The following is an 18,363-nucleotide window of genomic DNA, read 5'->3' on the forward strand; positions in this document are numbered from 1 at the left end:
GGTGTTTTTGAGGTGCTCCCGTGGCTTCCATCTCCATCAGTTGTCCCTCCTGCTCAGCTACTGAAGGCGTGGTGCGTAACGGTAAAAGTACTGCCGGACATCAGCGCTATCTCTGCTCTCACTGCCGTAAAACATGGCAACTGCAGTTCACTTACACCGCCTCTCAGCCCGGTACACACCAGAAAATCATTGATATGGCCATGAATGGTGTTGGATGCCGGGCAACCGCCCGCATTATGGGCGTTGGCCTCAACACGATTTTACGTCACTTAAAAAACTCAGGCCGCAGTCGGTAACCTCGCGCATACAGCCGGGCAGTGATGTGATTGTCTGCGCTGAAATGGACGAACAGTGGGGCTACGTCGGTGCTAAATCACGTCAGCGCTGGCTGTTTTACGCGTATGACAGGATACGGAGGACGGTTGTGGCGCACGTCTTCGGTGAACGCACTCTGGCCACACTGGAGCGTCTTCTGAGCCTGCTGTCGGCCTTTGAGGTCGTGGTATGGATGACGGATGGCTGGCCGCTGTATGAATCCCGCCTGAAGGGAAAGCTGCACGTAATCAGCAAGCGTTACACTCAGCGAATTGAGCGGCATAACCTGAATCTGAGACAACATCTGGCAAGGCTGGGACGGAAGTCACTGTCGTTCTCAAAATCGGTGGAGCTGCATGACAAGGTCATCGGGCATTATCTGAACATAAAACACTATCAGTAAGTTGGAGTCATTACCTTTGTTGCCGTCTTTGTTATAAATTTCAGCCGCATTTGCTGCGCCTGCCACCAGCAGAGCTGGTACCAGGAGGGACAGTACTTTAACTTTCATTTTATTAACCCTCTGTTATATGCCTTATTATTTACCACTGCTTACTGGTCAACCCTCTTAACCAGTCGGCAAGTTCATTCTCCTCAAAAATGCAGAATAATCCAACAGGAATATGATACGAAAACTTTGAAGATGTTTCACTTTACTATCAACATGTTTCAATTTGTAAATTTGAAGGAACTTTTACAGAGCATAAATAGTTTAAAAATATAGCACGGATAATCAAAACAAAAATATATTCTATTTAATACAAGTGATTAGCTTAAAAAACAGTACAGCACTGAATGACAAAAAAATTCCCTTCAACACCACTAAAATAACTCTCGCTATCATCATTAACTTTATTTATTACCGTCATTCAGTTCTGAATGTCTGTTTATCCCTAATTGAACCGGATGCTTCGCATTCGGTTTTTTTTTACCTTTCTTTACGTCAGCCTACATTTTATGTGCTACCCCTCAGAAATGATAACGACTATTAACTAAATCCAGCATCCGGCTTTCGCTGAATTCTTTTTTATGCTATTGAAATTAATTTCTTGTTTATTCGTGCTATTTTCCTGCCGGTGCGATCGCGTATTTATACATTTCACGGGGTTTTGTACACCTTTCATCCGGGGACGTTGAAGCCGCTTACCCGGATAAAAAGTCAAGGTCATACCGTTAACGACGCTGGAAATTCAGTTATTACCCTTTATACTGCCCTATCCCATTACCGCGCGGCCATTACGGGTTAAACACATCGATGAGTCAGACTGAAACTACCGCCCCGAGCAAATTCTCCCTTCTACCGGGCAGCATCACCCGTTTCTTTCTTCTGTTGATCGTTGTGCTGTTAGTCACAATGGGGGTGATGGTTCAGAGCGCCGTTAATACCTGGCTTAAAGATAAAAGCTATCAAATCGTCGATATCACCCATGCGGTGCATAAGCGCATTGATACGTGGCGCTATGCGACCTGGCAAATCTACGACAATATCGCTGCCGCGCCTGCCACCTCGTCAGGCGAAGGGTTGCAGGAAACGCGCCTTAAGCAGGATGTGTATTACCTTGAAAAACCGCAGCGCAAGACGGAAGCCCTGATTTTCGGCTCGCACGACAGCGCAACGCTTGAGATGACGCAGCGGATCTCCTCCTATCTGGACACCCTGTGGGGCGCCGAGACCGTACCGTGGTCAATGTATTACCTGAACGGTCAGGACAACAGCATGATCCTGATCTCGACCCTGCCGCTTAAGGATCTTTCGTCCGGCTTTAAAGAGACCACCGTTGGCAGTATTGTGGATTCCCGTCGGGCAGAAATGCTGCAACAGGCCAACGCGCTGGACGAGCGCGAAAGTTTCTCGTCATTACGCCGTCTTGCCTGGCAGAATGGCCACTACTTTACGCTGCGAACCACCTTTAACCAGCCGGGCCATCTGGCGACCGTGGTTGCCTTCGACCTGCCGATTAACGATCTCATCCCACCGGATATGCCGCTGGACAGTTTCCGTCTGGAGCCAGACAACAGCACCCAAAATATGCGCACGCCGTCGGATAAAGAAGGCGCGGACAGCGTAGCGATCTCCTTTAATGGCTCAAAGATTGAGATTGCCTCATCGCTCAACTCAACCGGTATGCGTCTGGTGTGGCAGGTGCCTTTTGGCACCCTGATGCTTGATACTCTGCAAAACATTCTGCTGCCGCTGTTGCTGAATATTGGCCTGCTGGCGCTGGCGCTGTTTGGCTACAGCACCTTCCGTTTCCAGTCGGGCCGCCAGAGCGACTCGACGTCGGTATCAGCCGGGACCAGCAACGAGTTGCGCATTCTTCGTGCCCTGAATGAAGAGATTATTTCCGTGCTGCCGCTTGGGGTGCTCGTTCACGACCAGGAGGCTAACCGCACGGTAATGAGCAATAAAATTGCCGATCACCTTCTGCCGCATCTTAACCTGCAAAATATTACGGCCATGGCGGACCAGCACCAGGGCGTTATTCAGGCCACCGTTAATAATGAACTGTATGAGATCCGTCAGTTCCGCAGTCAGGTCGCCTCGCGCACGCAAATCTTCATCATTCGCGATCAGGATCGCGAAGTGCTGGTGAATAAAAAGCTCAAGCAGGCGCAAAGGCTGTACGAGAAAAACCAACATGGCCGCGCGGCGTTTATGCAAAATATTGGCGATGCCTTTAAACAACCGTTGAAGTCACTCGCCACGCAGATTGCTGATCTGAGCACGCCGGAAAGCCGACAGCTCAGCAGCCAGGCCGACTCCCTGGTTCGTCTGGTGGACGAAATCCAGCTTGCGAACATGCTGGAGAATGACATCTGGAAGGGCACCCCTACGCTCTTCTCCATCCAGGACCTGATTGATGAGGTGGTGCCGGAAGTCCTGCCGGTGATCAAGCGCAAGGGACTCCAGCTGCTGATCAACAACCATTTACCGGCCAACGACGAACGTCACGGCGATCGCGATGCCCTGCGTCGCATCCTGATGATGTTGATACAGTATGCCGTAACCACGACGCAGATCGGCAAGATCACCCTTGAAGTCAGCACCGATGAGTCCACCGACGATCGTCTGACGTTCCGCATTCTGGATACGGGCGAAGGCGTCACAGTGAGCGAAATTGATAACCTGCACTTCCCGTTCCTGAACGATACCCAGCGCGACCACTACGGCAAGGCGAATGCCCTCACCTTCTGGCTCTGCGATCAGCTGGCGCGTAAGCTGGGCGGTCATCTGAACATCAAGGCGCGCGAATCCCTCGGCACCCGCTACTCTTTACACGTGAAAATGGCGGCGAATCCCCAGGAAGAGGATGAAGAGCGTCTGCTGGACGATGTGGTGGTGATGGTGGATGTGACCTCCAGTGAGATCCGTAATATCGTCGTTCGTCAGCTGGAAAACTGGGGGGCGTCCTGCATTACCCCGGACGAAAGGCTCGCGAGTCAAGAATTTGATCTATTTTTAACTGATAATCCGTCTAATCTTACTGCCTCAGGCTTGCTTTTAAGCGATGATGAGCCAGGCGTGCGGAAAATCGGCCCTGGGCAGCTGCGCGTCAACTTTAATATGAGCAATGCAATGCAGGAAGCTGTATTACAACTGATTGAAGAGAATCTGGCGCAGGAAGAGATCCTGGAGTCACCGTTAGGCGGCGATGAAAATGCCGAACTCCATGCCAGCGGATATTATTCGCTCTTCGTTGATACAGTACCAGATGATGTTAAGCGGTTGTATACTGAGTCCGCTGCGCAGGATTTTGCAGCGCTGGCACAGACAGCACACCGGCTTAAAGGGGTGTTTGCCATGCTTAATCTGGTTCCCGGCAAGCAGTTATGTGAAACGCTGGAACATCTAATTCGTGAGAAAGATGCCTCTGGCATTGAAAAATACATCAGCGACATTGACGCTTACGTCAAGAGCTTGCTGTAGCAAGGTAGCCTTATACATGAACAATATGAACGTAATTATTGCCGATGACCATCCGATTGTACTGTTCGGTATTCGCAAATCACTTGAACAGATCGAGTGGGTGAATGTAGTCGGTGAATTTGAAGATTCCACAGCCCTCATTAACAACCTGCCTAAACTTGATGCGCACGTGCTCATTACCGATCTCTCCATGCCTGGAGATAAGTACGGTGATGGGATCACGCTCATCAAATACATTAAACGCCACTTCCCGGACATTTCGATCATTGTTCTGACCATGAACAATAACCCGGCGATCCTGAGCGCCGTTCTGGATCTCGATATTGAAGGGATTGTGCTGAAACAAGGCGCACCTACCGATCTGCCAAAAGCGTTGGCGGCGCTACAGAAAGGGAAAAAATTCACTCCTGAGAGCGTCTCACGCCTGCTTGAAAAAATCAGTGCGGGTGGCTATGGCGACAAGCGTCTCTCGCCTAAAGAGAGTGAAGTACTGCGTCTGTTCGCTGAAGGTTTCCTGGTCACTGAAATCGCCAAGAAGCTGAACCGCAGTATTAAAACCATCAGTAGCCAGAAAAAATCCGCGATGATGAAGCTGGGTGTGGATAACGATATCGCCCTGCTGAACTATCTCTCTTCCGTGACGCTGAGCGCAACGGACAAAGATTGATCTTCGCTGTCTACGCCGGGTGGCGCTCGCGCTTACCCGGCCTACAGACCCCGTAGGCCCGCGCAAGCGCCGCGCCGCCGGGTACATAAAAAAGGCCCTTTCGGGCCTTTTTTATTGTCTCGCTTTTCGTACCCGCTCCGCATACACGGACAGTGTCTGCTTCAGTACATCCAGCGTGACCGGCTTCGACAGGCAGCTGTCCATTCCCGATTCCAGACAGCGCTGCTTCTCCTCCGCCAGCGCGTTGGCTGTCACCCCCACCACCGGCAGCGTCAGCCCCAGCTGTCGGATACGCTGCGTCAGACGGTAGCCGTCCATGTTAGGCATATTTACATCGCTGAGCACAATATCAATATGGTTCTTACTTAAGACATTCAGGGCATCCACGCCATCATTGGCCGTTTTACACTGATAGCCCAGAGAGCCAAGCTGATCTGCGAGCAGACGACGGTTAATCGGATGATCGTCGACGACCAGAATCATCATATCGTCGTTCACCGACGCCAGCTCATCAGGGGAAGCCAGCACGGTGGCGCCGTCGCTGTCCTCAAGCTGCACGCTGTAAATACGCGCCAGCAAGCCCAGCAGCTCGTGCGGTGTCGCCACGCTGTGCACCCATACCCCAGGCGAACGCTCAAGCGGAATACCGATATGACGGCGGCAGAACATCACTACGCCGCGCCCCGCCCACGCCTGCTCCGGCTCAACGTCGGTGATCAGCATGTCATCCGCGTCCGGCGTCTGGCCTTCGTAGCGTGAAACCCGCACGCCGCTGCTGGTCAGCATCGAGGTCAGGAAATCATGTAAGGAGGCGTTGTGCACCGCCAGCCAGCAGTGCTTATCGCTCAGCCCGTCGACCGTAGTTTTCGCCGGATAGTGTGCCGAATAGAGCGGAATACGAATGGTGAACTGGCTGCCCATACCCGGCTCAGTATCGACGGAGATATCCCCGTCCATCATGCTGATAAGCTTCTCGCAAATCGCCAGACCTAGCCCGGTCCCCTGGAAATTACGCTGGACGCCGGTTCCCACCTGGAAGAACGGATCGAACAGGCGAACGACCTCTTTCGCCGGAATGCCAACACCCGTGTCGCGCACGCGAATGGTCAGGTACTCCCCTGCCCGACAGACGTGCAGCACAATACAGCCGATATCGGTGAATTTGATGGCGTTGCTCAGCAGGTTTGAGATGACCTGTTGCAGACGCATCGGATCGCCATGCAGCGTCAGCGGCACATCCGGCTCGATAAAGCAGTACAGCCCAAGCTGTTTACGCACCACCAGCGGCAGGTAGTTAGCGCAGATATGGTTCATCACTTCGCGCGGGGAGAACTCGCGCGGCTCTATTTTCAACTGCTCGGATTCAATTTTAGAGAAATCGAGAATATCGCTGATGATTTTCAGCAGCAGGCTGGACGAGTTGTTCATGGCCGTCACCAGCCGGTCGACCCCTTTCGGCAGCTCTTTGGTCTGGAGCAGGTCGAGGTTACCGATAATGCCGTACAGCGGCGTTCGCAGCTCATGGCTGACGGTCGCGAGGAACATCGATTTCGACTGACTGGCCTGCTCCGCCGCCTGCGCCATATCCTGCAATGACTCTTCCATTTTCACGCGCGCAGAGACGTCCACCAGCACGCAAATGGCCACGTTTTCATTGCGGTAGCGAGAATGGACGAAGCTGATTTGCAGGTTGGTGTGGGTGCTGGTCAGCACATCCACAAAGTTAACCTGCTGACCGCAGATGATCTGCGTTAACCGCTGGCGGTCTTCATGCGTGAGCATGTTCAGGTAGTTATGGGCAAGCTCATTACTGAGGATATTTGTCCCGTCCTGAGTACGCAGGATGCAGATCCCCACCGGCGCCGAGGCGACAATTTTACGGTTAAACTGCTCATGCTCTTCCAGACGCTGAGCATCCGCTTCCGCCGGAATAAAGATCCGCCGCTCATACATTCTCGCCAGCATAAACAGCGCGACGCCTACCGCGATGTTCAGCAAAATGGCATTAAGGATCAGGATGCGAATGCGCTCCAGGACCTTGTCCACCGGCAGCGAGTAGACAATGCTCAGCGACGATGGCGGTAAACTTTTCTTCAGCACCAGCTCGCGGAACCCGGAGGTATAGCCAAACCATGACCGCTCCTGCATCCAGCTGGGTTCCACCTTCAGGCGGTTTTCAGGGCCGGTAAGGGAGATGAGCGGATGGCCGTTTTCATCCAGAATGGTCACGCCCATCGGCAGACTGCCCGGCGTGAAGAAGTTTTCCATGCGGATGGTTTGTTCAATCCCCAGCAGCGCTTGCAGGCGGTTTCCGAGGTAAACCGGAGTCAGGGCATAGAAATAGCCGACGCCCATGCGCGGCCCCTGGCTTATCCAGAAGATGTTGTTCCCGCGCTCTTCCTGAGGCGCATTGCGGTATTTCACTATACGCTCATGCAGACTTTTCAGCGCGTCTTCGCGTTCGACGGGCATATCCCGCAGGCCGAAATCCGCCATGCAGAGATTTTCGTTGCCAATCAGGTAGACGCGGTTCAGGTCGTAGGCGGCCGAGAAGTTATCGCGCCAGTAGCGCATAAACCATGACAGGGACTCCAGTGAACCACGCCAGGCTTTGCCCATGGCGGAACAATCGGAGTCCGGGAAGAGCGGTTCGAAATCAGGTACTTCGGTTTTTTCATCCCGACCGCGGATAGCAAGAATGCCGTTCTCCGCCGTGAGTCGATTCTCAGCAATATACTTAAGCTCTTTCATCACGTCAGACGTGCGCTGGATATAGCGCTGAGCCTGATCCGAGCTTAAGTTAAACTCCTGGCGGATCTCCGCTTCTTTCTGGTGTAACGCGTTAACGATGTAAAACACCGAGAGCAGTGCCACCAGCAACCATAGCAGTAGCGCAAGCGCCCGAAACAGATAGCGAGAGACTTTTAACGTGGTACGAAAGGAGACGAGGTATTTCAAAGGGGCGAGGCTCCGCCGTCGGGGTCAAAAAGAATGTGGTTAAGGTAGCGGTAAACGCGGCTTGTCGCAACGTTCACTTGTCTGCTTGCGCAAAACAAAAGGGCCGGAAACCGGCCCTTTATGCGTCAGGAGACGTTACTCGTCAGCGTCATCCGCTACTTCATCATCGGTGTCCGCTTCCGGGGCGATTTCATCATCCCCTTCCGCAACGCTGCCGTCGATAGAGTCGAGCTCTTCGTCATCCACCGGCTCAGCAACGCGTTGCAGACCGACGACGTTTTCATCTTCCGCAGTGCGGATGAGGATAACGCCCTGGGTGTTACGACCCACCACGCTGATCTCAGACACGCGGGTACGCACCAGCGTACCGGCATCGGTGATCATCATGATCTGGTCCGCGTCGTCCACCTGCACCGCGCCAACAACGGAACCGTTGCGCTCGGTCACTTTGATGGAGATAACGCCCTGCGTGCCGCGTGACTTGGTCGGGTATTCGCTTTCCGCCGTACGTTTACCGTAGCCGTTCTGGGTGACGGTCAGGATTGCGCCTTCGCCACGCGGAACGATCAGGGAAACCACGCTGTCTTCACCCGCCAGCTTGATACCACGCACGCCGGTCGCCGTACGACCCATTGCGCGCACGGCGTTCTCTTTAAAGCGCACCACTTTACCGGCGGCAGAGAACAGCATCACTTCATCGGAACCGGAGGTCAGATCCACGCCAATCAGCTCATCGCCTTCGTTCAGGTTCACCGCGATGATCCCGGCAGAACGTGGACGGCTGAACTCGGTCAGCGCAGTTTTCTTCACGGTACCGCTCGCGGTCGCCATAAAGACGTTCACGCCCTCTTCGTACTCGCGTACCGGCAGAATAGCGGTGATACGTTCGTTCGCTTCCAGCGGCAGCAGGTTGACGATTGGTCGACCCCGCGCGCCACGGCTCGCTTCCGGCAGCTGATAGACTTTCATCCAGTACAGACGGCCCCGGCTGGAGAAGCAGAGGATCGTGTCGTGGGTGTTGGCCACCAGCAGACGGTCAATAAAGTCTTCTTCTTTAATACGCGCCGCAGATTTGCCTTTACCGCCACGACGCTGTGCTTCGTAGTCGGTCAACGGCTGATACTTCACGTAGCCCTGGTGAGACAGCGTCACTACCACGTCTTCGCGGTTGATCAGATCTTCAATGTTGATATCAGAGCTGTTGGCTGTGATTTCGGTGCGACGCTCGTCGCCGAACTGATCGCGAACCAGCTCCAGCTCTTCACGGATCACTTCCATCAGGCGCTCTGCGCTACCCAGGATATGCAGCAGCTCGGCAATCTGCTCCAGCAGCTCTTTGTACTCGTCGAGCAGTTTTTCATGCTCAAGGCCGGTCAGTTTCTGCAAACGCAGATCCAGAATCGCCTGGGCCTGCTGTTCAGTCAGGTAGTACTGACCGTCACGCACGCCGAATTCCGGTTCCAGCCACTCAGGACGCGCGGCGTCATCACCGGCACGTTCCAGCATTGCCGCCACGTTGCCCAGATCCCATGGACGCGCAACCAGCGACGCCTTCGCTTCTGCCGGCGTCGGCGCACGGCGGATCAGCTCGATGATCGGGTCGATGTTCGCCAGCGCAACGGCCAGTGCTTCAAGGATATGGGCACGGTCGCGCGCTTTGCGCAGTTCGAAGATGGTACGACGGGTCACCACTTCACGGCGGTGACGCACGAACGCGCTCAGGATCTCTTTCAGGTTCATGATCTTCGGCTGGCCATGGTGCAGCGCAACCATGTTGATACCGAAGGAGACCTGAAGCTGAGTCTGGGAGTAAAGGTTGTTCAGCACAACTTCACCCACCGCGTCGCGCTTGATTTCAATCACGATGCGCATACCGTCTTTATCAGACTCGTCACGCAGCGCGCTGATGCCTTCAACGCGTTTTTCTTTTACCAGCTCGGCGATTTTTTCAATCAGTCGCGCTTTGTTCACCTGATACGGGATCTCGTGAACAATAATGGTTTCACGGCCGGTTTTAGCGTCCGCTTCCACTTCGGCGCGGGCACGGATGTAAATCTTGCCGCGACCGGTGCGGTACGCTTCTTCAATACCGCGACGGCCATTGATGATTGCCGCCGTCGGGAAGTCCGGGCCCGGGATGTGTTCCATCAGCCCTTCAATGCTGATGTCTTCATCGTCAATGTAGGCCAGGCAGCCGTTGATCACTTCCGTGATATTGTGCGGTGGAATGTTGGTTGCCATACCGACGGCGATACCGGACGAACCGTTCACCAGCAGGTTTGGGATCTTCGTTGGCATAACGTCAGGAATTTTTTCCGTGCCGTCGTAGTTATCAACGAAATCAACCGTCTCTTTTTCCAGGTCAGCCATCAGCTCATGGGCAATCTTCGCCAGACGGATTTCCGTATAACGCATTGCCGCGGCGGAGTCGCCGTCGATAGAACCAAAGTTACCCTGACCATCTACCAGCATGTAACGCAGCGAGAAGGGCTGCGCCATACGGACAATGGTGTCGTACACCGCGGAATCACCATGAGGATGGTATTTACCGATTACGTCACCAACGACACGGGCAGATTTTTTGTAGGCTTTATTCCAGTCATTGCCCAATACGTTCATGGCGTATAGTACGCGACGGTGTACCGGCTTCAGGCCATCGCGGACGTCCGGCAGCGCACGGCCAACAATGACCGACATCGCATAGTCCAGATAGGAGCTTTTCAGCTCTTCCTCGATGTTAACCGGTGTAATTTCTCTCGCAAGGTCGCTCATCTAACCGCTATCCCTCTACTGTATCCCGGATTCAAAGGTCGCAAATTATAACACAGCCGCGGTGATACAGGTAAACCTATACGCTTTATTCACAGGGATTGCCTGATATACTCATTTGTCTTGCTAAATAAGGAGTAAAAGCGCCCATGAATGCCGAAAAATCCCCGGTGGCTCACAACGTTGACCACGAAGAGATTGCCAAATTTGAAGCGGTGGCGTCCCGCTGGTGGGATCTCGAAGGTGAGTTCAAACCTCTGCATCGTATTAACCCGCTGCGTCTGGGCTATATCGCGGAGCGTTCCGGCGGTCTGTTCGGTAAGAAAGTGCTCGACGTCGGCTGCGGCGGCGGCATCCTGGCGGAAAGTATGGCACGTGAAGGGGCCACCGTCACCGGTCTGGACATGGGCTTCGAACCTCTACAGGTTGCGCGTCTTCATGCGCTGGAGTCCGGCGTACAGGTAGAATATGTCCAGGAAACCGTGGAAGAGCACGCGGCAAAACATGCGCACCAGTATGACGTGGTGACCTGCATGGAGATGCTGGAGCACGTTCCCGATCCGCAGTCGGTGGTCAGCGCCTGTGCAAAACTGGTGAAACCGGGTGGACAGGTCTTCTTCTCGACCATCAACCGCAACGGCAAAGCCTGGCTGATGGCCGTGGTAGGCGCGGAATACGTGCTGCGCATGGTGCCGAAAGGGACGCACGACGTGAAGAAGTTCATCAAGCCTGCCGAACTGCTGGGCTGGGTTGACCAGACATGGCTTAAGGAGCAGCACATGACGGGCCTGCACTACAATCCGCTGACGGATAAATTCAAACTTGCCCCGGGCGTGGATGTTAACTATATGTTGCACACAACCGCCAAAAACGACTAACGTCATCCGTTATTCTTATAATGATTGCGCGACATCATGTTGCGCAATTCTGACCTCCCGTTGAAGAAATCAGCACTCGATCAAATTTTGAATTTTTTTTCTTAATTATTGACATCTCTTCCAGGCCTTACGGCACGAGGACTTAGCCTTTTTTACCCTTTCACAACCTCAATTTAACGTCAAAATCAACCCTTGTGCTGAAAAGATTCGATACTAGAATACTCACCATATAGCGTTCTTCTTATCGCAAAACCCCTATATGTAGTATTTATCCACAGAGTTAGTCACAAGACGGTTCTGTGGATAAGCGGGGGATATTTTTTTATTTCACGGACAGGTAAAAACCCACATGAATCAGAGTCTGCTGGTGACAAAGCGCGACGGTACCACCGAGCGTATCAATCTGGACAAAATCCATCGAGTTCTCGACTGGGCAGCAGAAGGACTGAACAACGTATCTATCTCCCAGGTTGAACTGCGTTCTCACATTCAGTTCTACGACGGCATCAAAACGTCTGATATCCACGAAACCATTATCAAAGCCGCGGCAGATCTGATCTCCCGCGACGCACCGGATTATCAGTACCTCGCTGCGCGTCTGGCGATTTTCCACCTGCGTAAAAAAGCCTACGGCCAGTTCGAGCCGCCGAAGCTTTACGATCACGTAGTGAAAATGGTCGAGCTGGGCAAATACGACACGCATCTGCTGGAAGACTATACGGAAGAAGAGTTCGAGCAGATGAACGGGTTTATCGATCACTGGCGCGACATGAACTTCTCCTACGCGGCGGTGAAGCAGCTCGAAGGTAAATACCTGGTTCAGAACCGTGTGACGGGCGAAATCTACGAGAGCGCCCAGTTCCTCTATATTCTGGTGGCCGCCTGCCTGTTCTCTAATTACCCGCGTGAAACCCGTCTGGACTACGTGAAGCGTTTCTACGATGCGGTCTCTACGTTCAAGATTTCTCTGCCTACGCCAATCATGTCTGGCGTGCGTACCCCTACCCGTCAGTTCAGCTCCTGCGTACTGATCGAGTGTGGTGACAGCCTGGATTCCATCAACGCGACCTCCAGCGCCATCGTGAAATACGTCTCCCAGCGTGCCGGTATCGGCATCAACGCCGGCCGTATCCGTGCACTGGGCAGCCCGATCCGCGGCGGTGAAGCGTTCCACACCGGCTGTATTCCGTTCTACAAGCACTTCCAGACGGCAGTAAAATCCTGCTCTCAGGGCGGCGTGCGTGGTGGTGCAGCGACCCTGTTCTACCCGATGTGGCACCTGGAAGTGGAAAGTCTGCTGGTTCTGAAGAACAACCGCGGCGTGGAAGGCAACCGCGTGCGTCACATGGACTACGGCGTGCAGATCAACAAGCTGATGTACACCCGTCTGCTGAAAGGGGAAGACATCACCCTCTTCAGCCCGTCCGACGTCCCGGGTCTGTACGACGCGTTCTTCGCCGATCAGGACGAGTTCGAGCGTCTGTACACCAAATATGAAAAAGACGACAGCATCCGCAAGCAGCGCGTGAAAGCGGTCGATCTGTTCTCCCTGATGATGCAGGAACGTGCCTCTACCGGTCGTATCTACATCCAGAACGTTGACCACTGCAACACCCACAGCCCGTTCGATCCGGTGGTTGCGCCAGTGCGCCAGTCTAACCTGTGCCTGGAGATCGCCCTGCCGACCAAACCGCTGGAAGACGTGAACGACGAAAACGGTGAAATCGCGCTCTGTACGCTGTCCGCGTTCAACCTGGGTGCGATTAAGAGCCTGGACGAGCTGGAAGAGCTGGCGGTGCTGGCGGTTCGTGCGCTCGACGCCCTGCTGGACTACCAGGATTACCCAATCCCGGCCGCTAAACGCGGTGCAATGGGCCGTCGCACCCTGGGTATCGGCGTGATCAACTTCGCCTACTGGCTGGCGAAAAACGGCAAGCGTTACTCCGACGGCAGCGCCAACAACCTGACGCACCAGACGTTCGAAGCGATTCAGTACTACCTGATGAAAGCGTCCAACGAGCTGGCGAAAGAGCAAGGCGCGTGCCCGTGGTTCAACGAAACCACCTACGCGAAAGGCATTCTGCCAATCGACACCTACAAGAAAGACCTGGATGCGATTGTCAGCGAGCCGCTGCATCTCGATTGGGAAGGCCTGCGCGAGTCCATCAAGACCCACGGCCTGCGTAACTCCACGCTCTCTGCCCTGATGCCGTCCGAGACCTCGTCGCAGATCTCTAACGCCACCAACGGTATTGAACCGCCGCGCGGCCACGTCAGCATCAAAGCGTCGAAAGACGGCGTGCTGCGTCAGGTGGTGCCGGATTACGAAACGCTGGGTGACAACTACGAGCTACTGTGGGAAATGCCAAACAACGACGGCTATCTGCAACTGGTGGGTATCATGCAGAAGTTTATCGACCAGTCGATCTCTGCCAATACCAACTACGACCCAACGCGCTTCCCGTCTGGCAAGGTTCCGATGCAGCAACTGCTGAAAGACCTGCTCACCGCCTACAAATTTGGCGTGAAAACGCTGTACTATCACAACACCCGTGATGGTGCGGAAGACGCCCAGGACGACCTGGTGCCGTCAATTCAGGACGATGGCTGCGAAAGCGGCGCATGTAAGATCTAAGCACTTCGCCGGGTGGCGCTACGCTTACCCGGCCTACGGTTTTGTAGGCCCGGCAAACGCAGTGCCGCCGGGCAATAAAATCTCAACAGGACTCACCGCAATGGCATATACCACCTTTTCACAGACGAAAAACGACCAGCTCAAAGAGCCGATGTTCTTCGGCCAGCCGGTCAACGTGGCACGCTACGATCAGCAAAAATATGACATCTTCGAAAAGCTGATTGAAAAGCAACTCTCCTTCTTCTGGCGTCCGGAAGAAGTTGACGTTTCCCGCGACCGTATCGATTTCCAGGCGCTGCCGGAACACGAAAAGCACATCTTCCTCAGCAACCTGAAGTACCAGACGCTACTGGACTCCATCCAGGGCCGTAGTCCGAACGTGGCGCTGCTGCCGCTGATCTCGATTCCTGAGCTGGAAACCTGGGTGGAAACCTGGGCGTTCTCCGAGACGATCCACTCCCGCTCTTACACCCACATCATCCGCAACATCGTGAACGATCCGGCGGTGGTGTTTGACGATATCGTCACCAACGAGCAGATCCAGAAGCGCGCGGAAGGCATTGCGCACTACTACGATGAGCTGATCGAGATGACCAGCTACTGGCATCTGCTGGGCGAAGGCACGCATAACGTGAACGGCAAAACCATTACCGTAAACCTGCGAGCCCTGAAAAAGCAGCTGTACCTGTGCCTGATGAGCGTTAACGCGCTGGAAGCGATCCGCTTCTACGTGAGCTTCGCCTGCTCCTTCGCCTTTGCCGAGCGCAAGCTGATGGAAGGCAACGCCAAAATCATCCGCCTGATCGCCCGTGACGAAGCCCTGCATCTGACCGGGACTCAGCACATGCTGAACCTGCTGCGCAGCGGCGCGGACGACCCGGAAATGGCTGCGATTGCCGAAGAGTGCAAGCAGGAATGCTACGATCTGTTCGTGCTGGCCGCCCAGCAGGAGAAAGAGTGGGCAGACTACCTGTTCCGCGACGGCTCCATGATTGGCCTGAACAAAGACATTCTGTGCCAGTACGTGGAGTACATCACTAACATCCGCATGCAGGCTGTGGGTCTCGATCTGCCATTCCAGACGCGCTCTAACCCGATTCCGTGGATCAACACCTGGCTGGTGTCCGATAACGTGCAGGTTGCGCCGCAGGAAGTGGAAGTGAGTTCTTATCTGGTCGGTCAGATTGATTCTGAAGTCAACACCGACGACCTGAGCGATTTCCAGCTCTGATGAGCCGCGTAACGCTGAGCCTTTCTGGTACAGAGGTGTTGTGCCAGGAAGAGCACCCTTCTCTGCTGGTGGCGCTTGAAGCGCATCAGGTAGAAGTAGAGTACCAGTGTCGTGAAGGCTACTGCGGCTCCTGCCGCTGCCGTCTGGTCGCAGGCCAGGTAGACTGGCTGACCGAACCGCTGGCCTTTATCAGTGAAGGGGAGATTTTGCCCTGCTGCTGCCGGGCAAAAGGCGATATTGAGATCGAGATGTAATTATGTCGGGTGGCGCTTCGCTGACCCGACCTACAAAACCGCAGTTCGTAGGCCGGGTAAGGCGCAGCCGCCACCCGGCAATTTCAGCGTTTATCCTTCAAAAAGCTCACCGCTTTATCCGGGAAATCCGTAAACAACCCGTCCACATCCGCCTGGTTATACAGCACGTCGTAAAGCTGATTCACGTCCGTCGCATACTCCGGCAGCTGGTCTGCGCGTACGGTATACGGATGCACCTGCATCTTGCTCGCATGCGCCTCTTTCACCATCGCCGTCAGCTTCACGTGACCCGGCGTTGAGCCTTCCGCCACCAGCATGTGGTAATCCGGCCCGATGCCGTCGGCGTACTGCGCAATCTGCTTCATCGCGCCCGGCTTAAACATCCAGTCGTAGCTGTAGTTCACCCACTTCCCGTCCGGCTGTTTTTCCTGGGTTTCATTCCAGTCGGTATACGCAATCAGCTGCACCAGATTGAGATCCATCCCCATTTTCGGCTCCAGCTCGGTTTTGATGCGCTTCAGTTCCGCGGCGTCGAAACATTGCAGGAAAACCTTATCCTGCTTGCTGGTGTAGCCGTACATTTTCAGTACCTCCAGCGTCTTCGCGGCAATGTCCTTCCCTTCCTGATGGTGGAACCACGGCGCTTTGATTTCCGGGTAGATACCGATATTTTTTCCTGTCGAGTGGTTCAGCCCCTGAACAAACTCGATCTCCTCTTCGAAGGTGTGAATACGGAAGTCAGACTTGCCCATCGGGAAACGTCCCGGATAGACCTGTACCTTCTTACCGTTTTCAATCTCGAAGCCCTCGGTAAACTTCAGCGAGCGGATCTCCGCCAGCGTGAAGTCGATGGCGTAGTAGCGACCATCTTTACGGGCGCGATCCGGGAAACGTTCCGCCACGTCCGTCACGCGGTCAAGATAGTGGTCATGCAGAACGACCAGCTGGTCGTCCTTCGTCATCACCAGATCCTGCTCCAGATAATCCGCGCCCTGGGCATAGGCCATCGCTTTTGCCGGCAGCGTATGCTCCGGCAGATAACCGCTGGCGCCACGGTGGGCGATCACGATCTTATCCGCCGCCAGCGCGGAGCTTGTCATCAGGCCCGCCAGCAGCAGACCTGTCGCTAACTGAGTTAATTTCATCGCAATGCTCCTTATTGACGACGCGCCAGCACTTCGGCGTGGTGACGTTTTTCACCAATCATCACAACAACCAGCAGCAGAACAGCCAGCACGCTGCCGCCAATCATCACCATAAAGCCGCCATCCCAGCCGAAGAAGTCGACGGTGTAGCCGACGATGGCGCTCGCAGCGACCGAACCGCCGAGGTAGCCAAACAGACCGGTAAAGCCTGCCGCCGTGCCTGCCGCTTTCTTCGGCGCCAGCTCCAGGGCATGCAGACCAATCAGCATAACCGGACCATAAATCAGGAAGCCGATGACGATCATACAGGCCATATCCACACCCGGATTCCCCGGCGGGTTAAGCCAGTAAACGACCGTCGCGATGGTGACCAGCGTCATAAAGAACACGCCCGTCGCCCCACGGTTGCCCTTAAACACTTTGTCCGACATCCAGCCACAGATCAGCGTGCCGGGAATGCCCGCGTATTCATACAGGAAATAGGCCCAGGAGGATTTATCCAGCGCGAAGTGCTTCACCTCTTTCAGGTAGGTTGGCGACCAGTCGAGGATCCCGTAGCGCAGCAGGTAGACAAATACGTTCGCCACCGCGATGTACCACAGCAGCTTGTTTGGCAGCACATACTTCATGAAGATCTGCTTTGCCGTCAGCTCTTCTTCGTGCTTCTCGCTGTAATCATCCGGGTAGTCGTTTTTGTACTCTTCAATCGGCGGCAGGCCGCAGGACTGTGGGGTGTCGCGCATCAGAGCGAAGGCGATAATCGCCACCAGAATGGCGCCAAAGGCTGGCATATAGAGCGCGGCATGCCAGTCGTTGAACCAGGCCATCCCCAGCAGGAACAGCAGCGGCGGAAGCCCGCCCCCGACGTTATGCGCACAGTTCCAGACCGAAACAATTCCACCACGCTCTTTCTGTGACCACCAGTGAACCATGGTGCGTCCGCATGGCGGCCATCCCATCCCCTGGAACCAGCCGCAGAGGAACAGCAGCACGAACATGATGGCAATGCTGGAGGTCGCCCACGGCACAAAGCCCATGAACAGCATCACCGCGGCCGCTAGGATCAGGCCGGCGGGCAGGAACACGCGCGGATTCGAGCGATCCGACACCGACCCCATAATGAACTTCGAAAAACCGTACGCGATGGAGATCCCCGACAGCGCAAATCCCAGATCGCCGCGAGAGAAGCCCTGCTCCACCAGGTACGGCATGGCGAGCGCAAAGTTTTTACGTACCAGATAGTACGCCGCATACCCGAAGAAGATCCCGAGGAAGATTTGCCAACGCAGACGGCGGTAGAGAGGATCAATCTCTGCCTCTGGCAGTCGCGCCCGATGTGGCGCAGGTTTAAAGATACTGAGCATAACAGCCTCCGTGGCCTTTCAAAAAATGACCGGGCATCTCGCGCCCGGCTACAGAGGCGGCGATGTTAAGAAATCACGGTGAATGTTACTGTGAATCAACGCACAGATTGTTACAGAAATATGACAGAATGCGCAAAAAAGCGCATGAAATCACGTTTCACTTTCGAATTTCGCGCGTTTATGTTCGAAATCAAACAAACCACACGATCAATGTGGCTA

At 54.5% G+C, this 18,363-nt stretch carries 11 protein-coding genes; 7 read left to right on the forward strand and 4 right to left on the reverse strand.

What is annotated here, in order from left to right; translation table 11 throughout:
• Positions 1-20: 20 nt before the first annotated feature.
• The 3 genes from O1721_RS19245 to rcsB all read left to right on the forward strand — a co-directional run bounded on the left by O1721_RS19245 (position 21) and on the right by rcsB (position 4,910).
• Positions 21-718 (forward strand): IS1 family transposase gene (locus O1721_RS19245; RefSeq protein ID WP_223216367.1). Its coding sequence is split into 2 segments (ribosomal slippage): positions 21-270 and positions 270-718, totalling 699 coding nucleotides; the frame shifts between segments, so codons are not numbered across the junction.
• Between the two features lie 852 nt (positions 719-1,570).
• On the forward strand, positions 1,571-4,243 hold the full coding sequence (gene rcsD, locus O1721_RS19250; RefSeq protein ID WP_017383411.1) for a phosphotransferase RcsD: 2,673 nt from the start codon (positions 1,571-1,573) through the stop codon (positions 4,241-4,243).
• A 16-nt stretch (positions 4,244-4,259) separates the two neighbouring features.
• Complete coding sequence (gene rcsB, locus O1721_RS19255) at positions 4,260-4,910, forward strand: response regulator transcription factor RcsB (RefSeq protein WP_003859405.1); 651 nt, start codon at positions 4,260-4,262, stop codon at positions 4,908-4,910.
• Between the two features lie 111 nt (positions 4,911-5,021).
• Here the strand turns inward: rcsB and rcsC are convergent, their stop codons facing one another.
• Both rcsC and gyrA read right to left on the reverse strand, forming a co-directional pair.
• Positions 5,022-7,868, reverse strand: a complete 2,847-nt coding sequence (rcsC, locus tag O1721_RS19260) for a two-component system sensor histidine kinase RcsC (RefSeq protein ID WP_017383412.1) — start codon at positions 7,866-7,868, stop codon at positions 5,022-5,024.
• Positions 7,869-8,003: 135 nt separating this feature from the next.
• Complete coding sequence (gyrA, locus tag O1721_RS19265; protein ID WP_017693022.1) at positions 8,004-10,640, reverse strand: DNA topoisomerase (ATP-hydrolyzing) subunit A; 2,637 nt, start codon at positions 10,638-10,640, stop codon at positions 8,004-8,006.
• Positions 10,641-10,786: 146 nt separating this feature from the next.
• Between gyrA and ubiG the strand changes: the two genes are divergently transcribed.
• The 4 genes from ubiG (at position 10,787) to yfaE (ending at position 15,635) form a co-directional block, all read left to right on the forward strand.
• Entirely contained in the window at positions 10,787-11,515 is a 729-nt protein-coding gene (gene ubiG, locus O1721_RS19270) for a bifunctional 2-polyprenyl-6-hydroxyphenol methylase/3-demethylubiquinol 3-O-methyltransferase UbiG (RefSeq protein ID WP_006811346.1), read from the forward strand.
• A 349-nt stretch (positions 11,516-11,864) separates the two neighbouring features.
• The gene (gene nrdA, locus O1721_RS19275; protein ID WP_023295072.1) at positions 11,865-14,150 is read left to right on the forward strand and encodes a class 1a ribonucleoside-diphosphate reductase subunit alpha; all 2,286 of its coding nucleotides are present in this window, start codon (positions 11,865-11,867) and stop codon (positions 14,148-14,150) included.
• A gap of 100 nt (positions 14,151-14,250) precedes the next feature.
• The gene (gene nrdB / locus O1721_RS19280) at positions 14,251-15,381 is read left to right on the forward strand and encodes a class Ia ribonucleoside-diphosphate reductase subunit beta (protein ID WP_026080618.1); all 1,131 of its coding nucleotides are present in this window, start codon (positions 14,251-14,253) and stop codon (positions 15,379-15,381) included.
• Positions 15,381-15,635: a class I ribonucleotide reductase maintenance protein YfaE gene (yfaE, locus tag O1721_RS19285; protein ID WP_003859419.1), complete on the forward strand. Its 255-nt coding sequence runs from the start codon at positions 15,381-15,383 to the stop codon at positions 15,633-15,635. Before nrdB ends, yfaE begins: the two co-directional genes overlap by 1 nt.
• Before the next feature lie 83 nt (positions 15,636-15,718).
• Here the strand turns inward: yfaE and glpQ are convergent, their stop codons facing one another.
• Positions 15,719-16,780: a glycerophosphodiester phosphodiesterase gene (gene glpQ / locus O1721_RS19290; protein ID WP_032648933.1), complete on the reverse strand. Its 1,062-nt coding sequence runs from the start codon at positions 16,778-16,780 to the stop codon at positions 15,719-15,721.
• A gap of 11 nt (positions 16,781-16,791) precedes the next feature.
• Positions 16,792-18,144 (reverse strand): glycerol-3-phosphate transporter, encoded by a 1,353-nt coding sequence (gene glpT, locus O1721_RS19295; RefSeq protein WP_003859423.1) that lies wholly within the window; start codon positions 18,142-18,144, stop codon positions 16,792-16,794.
• Positions 18,145-18,363 lie beyond the last annotated feature (219 nt).

The sequence above is a fragment of the Enterobacter cloacae complex sp. HYC033_NIDB genome, assembly GCF_056673335.1.